The organism is Staphylococcus sp. GDY8P85P (genome assembly GCF_017892405.1).
GTDB classification, from domain to species: domain Bacteria; phylum Bacillota; class Bacilli; order Staphylococcales; family Staphylococcaceae; genus Staphylococcus; species Staphylococcus borealis.
In genome coordinates this window covers 23,247-36,700 of sequence record NZ_JAESLA010000031.1, presented here as the reverse complement: position 1 = coordinate 36,700, position 13,454 = coordinate 23,247, and the positions used below count along the sequence as shown (strand labels likewise).

The following is a 13,454-nucleotide window of genomic DNA, read 5'->3' as shown; positions in this document are numbered from 1 at the left end:
CCGATGTTTGCGTAGAACCCAATTATTTTAATTTCTGCTCTTCTCCAAAAAAAAGACTCCCTTAAAGGGAGTCTTTGAAATAAAGAATAATTAAAATTATTCGATGATTTCAGTTACAACGCCTGATCCTACAGTACGTCCACCTTCACGGATTGAGAAACGAGTACCGTCTTCAATCGCGATAGGAGCGATTAATTCTACTGTCATTTCAACGTTGTCGCCAGGCATAACCATTTCAGTACCTTCTGGTAAGTTAACAACACCAGTTACGTCAGTAGTACGGAAATAGAATTGTGGACGATAGTTTGTGAAGAATGGAGTGTGACGTCCACCTTCGTCTTTAGATAAAACGTATACGTCTGCTTTGAATTTTGTGTGAGGTGTGATTGAACCTGGAGCAGCTAATACTTGACCACGTTGTACGTCTTCACGAGCAACACCACGTAATAATGCACCGATGTTGTCACCAGCTTCAGCGTAGTCTAATAATTTACGGAACATTTCTACACCAGTAACAGTTGTTTTAGAAGTGTCATGGATACCAATGATTTCAACTTCTTCACCAACTTTGATTTGACCACGTTCAACACGGCCTGTAGCAACAGTACCACGACCAGTGATTGAGAATACGTCCTCAACTGGCATCATGAATGGTTTGTCAGAATCACGTTCTGGAGTTGGAATGTAATCATCAACTGCTTGCATTAATTCTAAGATTTTTTCTTCGTATTGAGCATCGCCTTCTAAAGCTTTTAAAGCTGAACCAGCGATTACAGGTACGTCGTCACCTGGGAAGTCGTATTCAGATAATAAGTCACGTACTTCCATTTCAACTAATTCTAATAATTCTTCATCGTCAACCATGTCAACTTTGTTTAAGAATACTACTAATGCTGGTACACCAACGTTACGTGATAAAAGAATGTGTTCACGAGTTTGTGGCATTGGACCGTCAGCAGCAGACACTACTAAGATACCGCCGTCCATTTGAGCAGCACCAGTGATCATGTTTTTAACATAGTCAGCGTGTCCTGGGCAGTCAACGTGAGCATAGTGACGTTTGTCAGTTTGGTATTCGATGTGTGCAGTATTGATTGTGATACCACGTTCTTTTTCTTCTGGAGCGTTGTCAATCATGTCATATGATTGTGCTACAGTGTCACCATTTTTAGCTAATACAGTTGCGATAGCAGCTGTTAAAGTAGTTTTACCATGGTCAACGTGACCGATAGTACCAATATTGGCATGTTCTTTTGAGCGATCAAATTTTTCTTTTGCCATTATTAAATCTCTCCTATTCTAGTAAAAGTTATTTCAATATTATCTCTCATGATAGTTTCTCACCATCATGAGACATAATGATTGTTAGAATTCATAATTCATTTATAATGCATTTTCAGTAAAAAATCAATTCATAAAGGTGTTTGCTTAAAGAATAAGCATACGCTGTATTTTACCTAGAAAATCTAGTTAAAACAAGTTTAATTATTCACCTTTATTTTTTTTGATGATATCATCAGCGATTGATTTTGGAACTTCTGCATAGTGATCGAAGTACATTGTGTAAGTACCGCGACCTTGAGTGTTAGAACGTAATGAAGTTGCATAACCGAACATTTCTGAAAGTGGTACATAAGCGTTAACAACTTGTGCATTACCACGAGGTTCCATACCATCAACACGTCCACGACGAGCTGTTACGTCACCCATGATATCGCCCATGTATTCTTCAGGCATTTCGATTGTTACTTTCATCATTGGTTCTAAGATAACTGGATCACATTTTTTAGCAGCTTCTTTAAGCGCTAATGATGCAGCAATTTTGAAGGCCATTTCTGATGAATCGACATCATGGTATGAACCATCAAATAATTTAGCTTTAACATCGATTAATGGATATCCAGCTAAGACACCGTTTTCCATAGCATCTTTAAGACCAGCTTCAACTGATGGAATGTATTCACGAGGAACTACACCACCAACGATAGCGTTTTCGAATTCGAAACCTGCGCCAGTTTCGTTTGGTGTGAATTCAATGTGAACATCACCGTATTGACCACGACCACCAGATTGACGAGAGAATTTACCTTGAACTTGTGCAGATTGCTTGAATGTTTCACGGTATGAAACCATTGGCGCACCTACATTACATTCAACGTTGAATTCTTTCTTCATACGGTCAACTAAGATGTCTAAGTGTAACTCACCCATACCACCGATGATAACTTGTCCAGTTTCTTCATCTGTGTGTGCATGGAAAGTAGGGTCTTCTTCTTGTAATTTAACTAAAGCTTGAGTCATTTTATCTTGGTCAGCTTTAGATTTAGGTTCTACTGATAAGTGGATAACTGGTTCTGGGAATTCCATTGATTCTAAGATAATGTCATTCTTTTCACCACATAATGTGTCACCAGTACCTGTATCTTTAAGACCAACTGCAGCAGCGATATCGCCTGAGTAAACAGTATCGATTTCTTGACGTGAGTTAGCGTGCATTTGTAATAAACGACCTACACGTTCACGTTTGTCTTTAGTTGAGTTCTTAATGTAAGAACCTGATGTTAAAGTACCTGAATATACACGGAAGAAAGTTAATTTACCAACATAAGGGTCAGTCATAACTTTAAATGCTAATGCAGCGAATTCAGCTGAATCGTCTGGTTTAGCAATTACTTCTTCTTCAGGATTGTCAGCACGGTGGCCAACAATTGGTTTAACATCTAAAGGTGATGGTAAGTAGTCAATTACTGCGTTAAGCATTAATTGAACACCTTTGTTTTTGAATGCTGTACCACAAAGTACTGGGTAGAATTCTACGTCAGTAGTTGCTTGACGGATAGCATCTTTTAATTCTTCAACTGAAATTTCTTCGTCACCAAGATATTTTTCCATTAAATCGTCGTTAGTTTCAGCAACTGCTTCGATTAAATTAGAACGAGCTTCTTCTGCTCTTTCTTTGTGATCTTCAGGAATTTCAATTTCGTCAATTTCAGTACCTAAGTCGTTTGTATATTTGAAACATTTCATTTCAACTAAGTCAATGATAGCTTCAAATTCGTCTTCGGCACCAATTGGTAATTGGATAGGTGCAGCGTTAGCATCTAAACGATCATGTAATGTGCTTACAGAATAATCGAAGTTAGCACCTAATTTATCCATTTTGTTTACGAATACGATACGAGGTACACCGTATGTTGTAGCTTGACGCCAAACTGTTTCAGTTTGAGGTTCTACACCTGATTGCGCATCAAGTACAGTAACCGCACCATCAAGTACACGTAATGAACGTTCAACCTCTACAGTGAAGTCTACGTGTCCTGGAGTATCGATAATGTTTACACGGTGGCCATCCCATTGAGCTGTTGTAGCAGCTGATGTGATTGTAATACCACGGTCTTGTTCTTGTTCCATCCAGTCCATTTGTGAAGCACCTTCGTGTGTTTCACCAATTTTGTGGATACGACCTGTATAGTAAAGAATACGTTCAGTCGTAGTTGTTTTACCAGCATCGATGTGAGCCATGATACCGATATTACGAGTGTTTTTCAAAGAAAAGTCTCTAGCCATTGTTTTTCTCCTTCCAGTAATTACTGAATAAGTACTATTGAATATGGCGATGCCCTAAGCATGAGCCATCTTATTTGGTAAACCAATGTGACGGAACACACTCAGGGTTAAAGCTTTAATCTTACCAGCGGTAGTGAGCGAATGCTTTGTTCGCTTCAGCCATTTTGTGAGTGTCCTCACGTTTCTTAACGGCACCACCTGTATTATTAGCAGCATCTAAGATTTCGTTAGCTAAACGATCTTCCATAGTTTTTTCACCACGAAGACGAGCGTAGTTTACTAACCAACGTAATCCTAGAGTCGTACGACGTTCAGGGCGAACCTCAACTGGTACTTGGTAGTTTGAACCACCCACACGACGAGCTTTTACTTCTAATACTGGCATAATATTGTTGATTGCTTCTTCAAATACTTCTAAAGCATCACGACCACTGCGTTGTTCTACAAGGTCAAATGCTGAATAAAGAATTCTTTGTGCAGTTCCGCGTTTACCATCTAACATAATTTTGTTGATCAATTTTGTAACTAATTTAGAGTTATGAATTGGATCTGGTAATACGTCTCTTTTAGGTACTGATCCTTTACGAGGCATAATTAAAATCCTCCCTTCCTATTATAGTATATTATTAAAAATTGAAATTAAAATTTACACAATCTTAAACTTAATTTTTAGGTTTTTTAGTTCCGTATAATGAACGGCCTTGTCTACGTCCGTCAACACCTGAAGTATCAAGTGCACCACGTACGATGTGGTAACGCACACCAGGTAAGTCTTTTACACGTCCACCACGTACAAGTACTACACTGTGTTCTTGTAAGTTATGGCCGATACCAGGGATGTATGCGTTGATTTCAATATTGTTTGATAAACGCACACGTGCATATTTACGTAACGCTGAGTTAGGTTTTTTAGGTGTCATAGTACCTACACGAGTACAAACACCACGTTTTTGAGGTGAGTTTAAGTTAGTAAATTGTTTCTTTTTACTATTAAAACCTTTGTTTAAAGCTGGTGAATCTGATTTTTTAGATTTGCTTTGTCTAGGTTTACGTACTAATTGGTTAATAGTTGGCATTGAAATGTCCTCCTCTCTTCACTTTTTAATTCCACACATCCAGGTGGTTCATTTTTAGGTTAAATAAAATTTAGTAAGCAAAATACTTACTAATTCTCATTCAATAACGCAACAATGGTTGCATTAACATTAATACCTACATAGTTACCTAAAGCATGTTTGCTTTGATAATAAGTGATAGGTATATTTTTATGATTGATTAAACTAAATACGTGAGCTAACAAATGCACCTCAACGTCTTGAGCAATAATCAAAGATGCAACTTGATCTCTATTTAACGCTTTAAGCGTTTCTTTAAGACCAACTACATAGTGTTGTTTGTTAAAGCGTGCAACTTTTTCATTAGACATTAAAATATCCTCCAAAGTTCTGCTTGCATCAACCTTTACAATAATAACACTTATTGAAGTATCAAGTCAACATTTTTTGTAGACTTTTTACTCATTTTAAAAAATAAAGAACGAGAGCGAGACTACCTCTTTAAAAGTTAGATATGTCCCGTCTCGTCAATTATAAAATAATTCCTAATAGGCTTTATTTTATAGTTTATTCAATAACTTCGGCTTCTTCAGTTTCAGTAACTGGTGTTTCCGCTTTATCGTATTTAACGTCGCTATAACGTCTCATACCAGTACCAGCTGGAATTAACTTACCGATAATAACGTTCTCTTTAAGTCCAAGTAAGTCATCACGTTTACCTTTGATAGCTGCATCTGTAAGCACACGTGTTGTTTCTTGGAATGACGCTGCTGATAAGAAGCTTTCTGTTTCAAGAGAAGCTTTAGTAATACCAAGCAATACTGGTTTAGCTGTTGCTGGACGTTTACGTTCTTTAAATGCTTCTCTGTTTGCATCTGTAAAGTTATGAATATCAACCAATGAACCAGGTAATAACTTAGTATCGCCAGCTTCAATGATTCTAACTTTACGTAGCATTTGTCTTACCATTACTTCAACGTGTTTATCGTCGATTTCTACACCTTGCATACGATAAACTTTTTGAACTTCTTTAAGTAAGTAGCTTTCAGTTGCATTTAAACCAGCAACGGCTAAGAAGTTCTTAGGCTCGATTGAACCTTCTGTTAACACTTCACCACGTTCAACTGATTGACCGATTTCTACTTTCAATCTAGAAGTACCTGAAGCTAAGTAAGATCTTGTTTCATTAGCACCTTTAACAACAATTTCTTGTTGACGGTCTTTAGCTAATTTAATATCTTCAACGACACCTTCGATTTCAGTAATCACGGCTTGACCTTTAGGATTACGTGCTTCGAAAATCTCTTGGATACGAGGAAGACCTTGAGTGATATCGCTTCCTGCTACACCACCTGTATGGAATGTACGCATTGTAAGTTGGGTACCAGGTTCACCGATTGATTGCGCAGCGATTGTACCAACTGCTTCACCCACTTCAACTTTTTCACCTGTTGCAAGGTTTTTACCGTAACATTTTTCACAAACACCGTGACGTGTGTTACAAGTAAATGCTGAGCGGATGTACATTTGTTCAATGCCTGCATCACTGATTTTCTTAGCAATTTCAGCTGTAATTAATTCATCTGGACGAATGATTACTTCATCCGTTTCAGGATGACGAATTGTTTCTTTAGAGTAACGTCCTTCAATACGTTCGATGAATGGTTCAATCATTTCTGTACCTTCTTTGATATCAGAAACGAGTAAACCACGGTCTGTACCACAGTCTTCTTCACGAACGATAACATCTTGTGCAACGTCAACAAGACGACGAGTAAGGTAACCAGAGTCAGCTGTTTTAAGGGCTGTATCGGCAAGACCTTTACGCGCACCGTGAGTAGAGATGAAGTATTCTAATACCGTTAAACCTTCACGGAATGAAGATGTGATAGGTAACTCGATAATTTTACCTGATGGAGCGGCCATTAAACCACGCATACCAGCTAACTGAGTAAAGTTAGATGCGTTACCACGGGCACCAGAGTCACTCATCATGAAGATTGGGTTTGTTTTCTCAAGTGATTGCATTAATTCGCCTTGAATTTGATCTTTGGCATCTGTCCAAATTTCAACAACAGCATTATAACGTTCATCTTCAGTAATTAAACCACGGTTAAATTGTTTAGACACGCGTTCAACTAATTTTTCATGTTCATCTAAGATATCTTGTTTATCTGGAAGTACAACAATATCTGCTACACCAACAGTAATACCAGCTTTAGATGAGAATTTGAAACCTAAATCTTTCATACGGTCAAGCATCATAGATGTGTCAGTGATGCTAAATCTATTGAAGACTTCGGCAATAATATTACCTAAGAATTTTTTATTGAATGGTTCAATAAGCTCTTGTTCTTCAAAGTAAGCTTTAAGTCCACCTTCACCTAATTGAGTTGGATCAATAAAGTATTTATCCGGTGTTTTACCTTCAAGATTAGTTTGGCTAGGTTCATTAATAAATGCGAATGAATCAGGAATGATTTCATTGAAGATCACTTTACCTACTGAAGTAGCTAAAATTTTGTTGTTTTGAGCTTCTGTAAATGTAGGGTTATTAAATGATTTCGCATGCACACCAATACGAGTGTGTAAATGTACATAACCATTTGCATATGCTTTAAGCACTTCATTAGTATCATTAAAGATTGTGCCAGTGTTTACTGCATCTTTACGTTCTAAAGTAAGGTAATAGTTACCTAGTACCATATCTTGTGATGGTGTTACAACAGGTTTACCATCTTTAGGGTTCAAGATGTTTTGCGCAGCTAGCATTAACATACGTGCTTCAGCTTGTGCTTCTTTAGATAAAGGAACGTGAACAGCCATTTGGTCACCGTCAAAGTCCGCGTTGTAAGCTGTTGTTACAAGTGGGTGAAGACGGATAGCACGACCTTCAACTAATGTAGGTTCGAATGCTTGGATACCTAATCTGTGAAGTGTAGGTGCACGGTTAAGTAATACAGGATGTTCTCTGATTACATCTTCTAATACGTCCCAAACTTCATCGTCCATACGTTCAATTTTACTTTTAGCGTTTTTGATGTTCGTAGCAATTTCACGTTGAACTAATTCTTTCATCACGAATGGTTTGAACAATTCAAGTGCCATTTCTTTAGGTAATCCACATTGATACATTTTCAAGCTTGGTCCAACTGCAATAACTGAACGACCTGAATAGTCAACACGTTTACCAAGTAAGTTTTGACGGAAACGACCTTGTTTACCTTTCAGCATATGTGAAAGAGATTTCAATGGTCTGTTACCTGGACCAGTAACTGGACGACCACGACGACCGTTGTCAATTAAAGCATCTACAGCTTCTTGTAACATACGTTTTTCATTTTGAACGATGATGCCAGGGGCACCTAAGTCTAATAAACGTTTCAAACGGTTGTTACGGTTAATTACACGACGGTATAAGTCATTTAAATCACTTGTTGCGAAACGTCCACCATCTAACTGAACCATTGGACGGATTTCTGGTGGAATAATTGGAAGTACATCTAAAATCATCCATGCTGGGTTATTACCAGAGTTTCTGAATGATTCAACAACTTCTAAACGTTTAATCGCACGTGTCAATCTTTGACCTGTTGCAGATTCTAATTCGTCACGTAATGATTTTAATTCTTCGTCTAAGTTGATTTCTTCTAATAAATCTTTAATACCTTCAGCACCCATTTTAGCGACAAATTGGCCTGGATATTTATCATAATAATCTCTGAATTCAGCTTCAGATAGTAAAGATTTTTTCTCTAAGCCAGTTGGGCCTGGATCCACAACAACATATGAAGCGAAGTAAATCACTTCTTCTAATGCTCTAGGAGACATGTCTAATAAAAGACCCATACGACTTGGAATACCTTTGAAATACCAAATATGTGAAACTGGAGCAGCTAATTCAATGTGTCCCATTCTTTCACGACGTACTTTAGATTTAGTTACTTCTACACCACATCTGTCACAGACCATGCCTTTGTAGCGTACACGTTTGTACTTACCACAACTACATTCCCAGTCTTTTGTAGGTCCAAAAATTCTTTCACAGAAAAGACCATCTTTTTCTGGTTTCAATGTACGATAGTTGATTGTTTCTGGTTTTTTTACTTCACCGTATGACCATGAACGGATTTTTTCAGGTGAGGCTAAACCGATTTTCATATAATGGAAATTATTTACATCAATCAAGGAGCCTACCTCCTTCAATTTAGATTAGCTGTGCTATTTGATTGATTTACATCTATTGAAACTAAAACAAGTCATTATGAATATAGGGAGGAAATCAGTACGATTTATCCATGTTTCAGAATTAAATCGAACTGAGTTTCATATCCCTTATTTAGATAACTTCTATTTCTAATTAGTCAGTAGTTTCTTTTTGAGTTTCAGGAACATCTTTTTGTTGTAAATCTACTTTGCGCTCAGTTGCATCTTCATCATCAACATCCGCCATTTCGATTTCATTATCATGTTCATCCATAACTTTGACATCTAAACCTAAACTTTGTAATTCTTTCATCAATACACGGAATGATTCTGGAACACTTGGTCTAGAGATGTTTTCACCTTTAACGATAGCTTCGTAAGTTTTAACACGTCCTACAGTATCGTCAGATTTGTAAGTTAAGATTTCTTGTAATGTGTAAGCAGCACCATAAGCTTCTAGTGCCCATACCTCCATCTCACCAAAACGTTGTCCACCGAATTGTGCTTTACCACCAAGTGGTTGTTGCGTTACAAGTGAGTATGGACCAGTTGAACGCGCATGAAGTTTGTCGTCAACCATGTGTGCAAGTTTAAGCATGTACATAACACCAACAGAAATACGATTATCGAATGGTTCACCTGTTCTACCATCGTATAAGACTGTTTTACCGTCACGTGCCATACCTGCCTCTTCGATTGTTGACCATACATCATCATCGTTCGCACCATCGAATACTGGAGATGCAACATGGATGCCTAAGTTTTTAGCAGCCATACCTAAGTGTAGTTCTAATACTTGTCCGATGTTCATACGAGATGGTACACCAAGTGGGTTTAACATGATATCGATTGGACGTCCATCTGGTAAGTAAGGCATATCTTCTTCAGGTACAATCTTAGAGATAACCCCTTTGTTACCGTGACGACCACACATTTTATCCCCAACATGGATTTTACGTTTTTGTACGATGTATACACGTACTAATTGGTTAACGCCTGGTGATAAAGTATCATCGCCTTCTTCACGATTAAACACTTTAACATCAAGAACGATACCACCGGCACCGTGAGGTACACGTAATGATGTATCACGTACTTCACGTGCTTTCTCACCGAAGATAGCATGTAATAATCTTTCTTCAGCTGTTAATTCAGTCACACCTTTAGGCGTTACTTTACCTACTAAGATGTCACCGTCTTTAACTTCAGCACCAACGTAGACAATACCACGATCATCTAAGTTTTTAAGTGCATTTTCTGACACATTCGGAATGTCACGAGTGATTTCTTCAGGTCCTAGTTTAGTATCACGCGCTTCTGATTCATATTCTTCAATATGAATTGAAGTATAAACGTCATCTTTAACTAGACGTTCACTCATAATAACAGCATCCTCATAGTTGTAACCGTCCCAAGTCATGAAACCAACTACAACGTTACGTCCTAACGCCATTTCACCTAATTCCATAGATGGTCCGTCAGCTAGAATTTCATTGTACTCAACAACGTCGCCAACTGTAACAATTGGACGTTGGTTATAACACGTACCTGTATTTGAACGTTTAAATTTAGCTAATGGATAACGATCTAATTCACCTTCATGTTCAATGCCATTCTCTTCTACTAAACGACGAACTAAGATTTCTTTAGATTCAACATGTTCAACACGACCTCTATGTTTAGCAGTAATTGCAGCGCCTGAGTCACGTGCAGCAACGTGTTCCATACCTGTACCAACAAATGGTGCTTCAGTGTTCATCAATGGTACTGCTTGACGTTGCATGTTCGCACCCATTAAGGCACGGTTAGAGTCATCGTTTTCAAGGAATGGAATACATGCTGTCGCAGCTGATACTACTTGTTTAGGAGATACGTCCATGTAGTCCATTTTCTCTTTGGCCATAACTGTGTTATTACCACGGAAACGACATACGACTTCATCATCTAAGAAACGGCCATTTTCATCTAAGCGAGAGTTCGCTTGGGCTACTACATAGCTGTCTTCTTCATCAGCTGTTAAGTAGTCGATTTGATCTGTAATAGAGTTAGTGTCTAAGTCTACTTTACGATATGGTGTTTCAATGAAACCAAATTCATTCACACGTGCATAACTTGAAAGTGAGTTGATCAAACCAATGTTTGGTCCCTCTGGTGTCTCGATCGGACACATACGTCCATAGTGAGAGTAGTGAACGTCACGCACTTCCATTTGAGCACGTTCACGTGTTAAACCACCAGGTCCTAGGGCAGATAGACGACGTTTATGTGTTAACTCAGCTAACGGGTTAGCTTGGTCCATGAATTGTGATAATTGAGAGCTACCGAAGAACTCTTTAATAGAAGCAATTACAGGACGAATATTAATTAATTGTTGTGGTGTGATTGAATCTGTATCTTGAATTGACATTCTTTCACGCACAACACGTTCCATTCTTGATAAACCGATACGGAATTGGTTTTGTAATAATTCACCAACTGAACGTAAACGACGGTTACCTAAATGGTCAATGTCGTCTGTATAACCAATACCATTTAACAAGTTAAAGAAATAACTCATTGACGCAATGATATCTGCTGGTGTAATACATTTAACTTCTGAATCAGGTAAAGCATTACCAATTACAGTAGTTGTACGACCTTCTTCATCATTTGGAACGTAAACTTTAATTGATTGAATTTCAACAGGTTCATCAATAACTGTACCTTCTAATTCAAACACTTCACTATTAGCATTTGCTTCTAAAACTTCCATAATTTCGTCTAATTTACGACGGTCTAATACTGTACCTTCTTCGGCAACAATCTCACCAGTTTCGCTATTGACGATTGGTTCTGCTAATTTTTGGTTAAATAAGCGGTGTTTTAAGTGTAACTTTTTATTTGCTTTGTAACGACCAACACTTGCTAAATCATAACGTTTAGGGTCGAAAAAGCGTGAATATAATAAACTTTTCGCATTTTCAACTGTTGGTGGCTCACCAGGACGTAAACGTTCGTATATTTCTAATAATGCTTGTTCAGTATTTTCAGTGCTGTCTTTTTCAAGTGTATTACGTAAGTATTCACTGTCTCCTAATAAATCAATAATTGATTGATCGTGAGAGAAACCTAAAGCACGTAATAATACTGTTAACGGTAATTTACGTGTTCTATCAATACGTACATATACTACATCTTTCGCATCCGTTTCATATTCTAACCATGCACCACGGTTAGGAATAATTGTTGCATCGTAGTTTTCACGACCGTTTTTGTCAATTTTCTCATTGAAGTAAACGGATGGTGAACGTACTAATTGAGACACGATTACACGTTCTGCACCATTGATTACAAATGTACCTGTATCTGTCATTAATGGGAAGTCACCCATGAATACTTCTTGTTCTTTAACTTCGCCAGTTTCTTTAATTATTAGACGTACTTTAACACGAAGAGGTGCAGCATAAGTAGCGTCACGGTTTTTTGATTCTTCTAAATCATATTTTGGTTCACCTAATCGATAATCTACAAATTCTAATGAAAGGTTACCTGTGAAATCTTCAATTGGAGAGATATCACGGAACATTTCTAATAAACCTTCTTTTAGGAACCAGTCGTAAGATTTAGTTTGAATTTCTATTAAGTTTGGTAATTCTAATACTTCTGAAATTCTCGCATAATTTCTACGTTTACGATGTCTTCCATATTGGACAACTTGACCTGCCAAACAGATTCACCCCTCAAATATTGTGTGATGAACCAATACGCATGAAAATTTCGTATAACAAGACAAAAAGAAAACGGCAACACAGTTGATGACACCATTTTCGATTCTACATTTATTCTTGTTTATCATACTCTTTTCGCGTAAAAGTACACACTTATTGAACATAAATTTTTACATTTTATAACTATATCAGAATACAACTTTGAAATCAACCTTTTCGGCTTTTCAAAATGTAGTATCCCTTGTTCTTATTAACAACTTCGACATTATTAAAAATCTCTTCCATTTTCTTCTTAGCAGAAGGCATACCTTGTTTCTTTTGAATCACAACGTACAACTCACCTTGAGCATTGAGCTGTTGATATGCTTCTTCGAAAATACGATGAACAACTTCTTTTCCAGCTCTAATAGGAGGATTTGTTAGCACATAATCGAAATGACAATCCTTCAATTGCGATAAACCATCGCTTTCCTTAATAATGACGTTATCAATTTGATTTGCTTTTTTATTCTTTTCAGCAAGACTTAACGCACGATGATTAACGTCAACCATGGTAATTTGATGATGCGGTGAAACTTTAGCAATCATTAATCCAATCGGACCATAGCCACACCCAACATCAGCAATTGCTTTACTTGGACCAGGAGGATGTTCATTTAAAAAGGTTTGTACTAAAGTATCTGATCCAAAATCTACTTGCGCTTTTGAGAATACGCCTGCATCTGTAGTTAGATTTAATTGATGTTGATGGTAATGATAGTGAATGACTCTTTCATCACTTTGTACATCAGGATTTTCATCATAATAGTGTCCCATAACGCCACCTCTTTTTTCATTGTTCATCTTTATTTTACTAGAAAATGAAGTAAAACCCCGTTATCGTGATAACGGGGTTTTAATTTCTCAAAGAATTCAAGTT

Annotated in this window: 8 protein-coding genes; all 8 read right to left on the bottom strand. The window is 37.4% G+C overall.

Annotated elements, in window-relative coordinates; genetic code table 11:
* Positions 1-96: 96 nt before the first annotated feature.
* Complete coding sequence (gene tuf, locus KA828_RS07630) at positions 97-1,281, bottom strand: elongation factor Tu (protein WP_011276713.1); 1,185 nt, start codon at positions 1,279-1,281, stop codon at positions 97-99.
* Between the two features lie 204 nt (positions 1,282-1,485).
* A complete protein-coding gene (gene fusA / locus KA828_RS07625) occupies positions 1,486-3,567 on the bottom strand; it encodes an elongation factor G (RefSeq protein WP_070854628.1) in 2,082 nt (693 codons plus the stop codon).
* A gap of 121 nt (positions 3,568-3,688) precedes the next feature.
* On the bottom strand, positions 3,689-4,159 hold the full coding sequence (rpsG, locus tag KA828_RS07620; protein ID WP_001137495.1) for a 30S ribosomal protein S7: 471 nt from the start codon (positions 4,157-4,159) through the stop codon (positions 3,689-3,691).
* A 70-nt stretch (positions 4,160-4,229) separates the two neighbouring features.
* On the bottom strand, positions 4,230-4,643 hold the full coding sequence (rpsL, locus tag KA828_RS07615; protein ID WP_053031033.1) for a 30S ribosomal protein S12: 414 nt from the start codon (positions 4,641-4,643) through the stop codon (positions 4,230-4,232).
* An 89-nt stretch (positions 4,644-4,732) separates the two neighbouring features.
* Complete coding sequence (locus tag KA828_RS07610; RefSeq protein WP_053031031.1) at positions 4,733-4,993, bottom strand: ribosomal L7Ae/L30e/S12e/Gadd45 family protein; 261 nt, start codon at positions 4,991-4,993, stop codon at positions 4,733-4,735.
* 196 nt (positions 4,994-5,189) lie between these two features.
* Positions 5,190-8,783: a DNA-directed RNA polymerase subunit beta' gene (gene rpoC / locus KA828_RS07605; protein WP_210125960.1), complete on the bottom strand. Its 3,594-nt coding sequence runs from the start codon at positions 8,781-8,783 to the stop codon at positions 5,190-5,192.
* Between the two features lie 199 nt (positions 8,784-8,982).
* On the bottom strand, positions 8,983-12,534 hold the full coding sequence (rpoB, locus tag KA828_RS07600) for a DNA-directed RNA polymerase subunit beta (protein ID WP_210125959.1): 3,552 nt from the start codon (positions 12,532-12,534) through the stop codon (positions 8,983-8,985).
* Positions 12,535-12,742: 208 nt separating this feature from the next.
* Complete coding sequence (locus tag KA828_RS07595) at positions 12,743-13,351, bottom strand: class I SAM-dependent methyltransferase (protein ID WP_210125958.1); 609 nt, start codon at positions 13,349-13,351, stop codon at positions 12,743-12,745.
* Positions 13,352-13,454: the final 103 nt, after the last annotated feature.

Coding starts and splice junctions, on each gene's coding strand:
- rpsL (WP_053031033.1), bottom strand. CDS start 4,643: ATGCCAACTATTAACCAATTAGTACGTAAACCTAGACAAAGCAAATCT.
- KA828_RS07595 (WP_210125958.1), bottom strand. CDS start 13,351: ATGGGACACTATTATGATGAAAATCCTGATGTACAAAGTGATGAAAGA.
- rpsG (WP_001137495.1), bottom strand. CDS start 4,159: ATGCCTCGTAAAGGATCAGTACCTAAAAGAGACGTATTACCAGATCCA.
- KA828_RS07610 (WP_053031031.1), bottom strand. CDS start 4,993: ATGTCTAATGAAAAAGTTGCACGCTTTAACAAACAACACTATGTAGTT.
- rpoC (WP_210125960.1), bottom strand. CDS start 8,783: ATGAAAATCGGTTTAGCCTCACCTGAAAAAATCCGTTCATGGTCATAC.
- tuf (WP_011276713.1), bottom strand. CDS start 1,281: ATGGCAAAAGAAAAATTTGATCGCTCAAAAGAACATGCCAATATTGGT.
- fusA (WP_070854628.1), bottom strand. CDS start 3,567: ATGGCTAGAGACTTTTCTTTGAAAAACACTCGTAATATCGGTATCATG.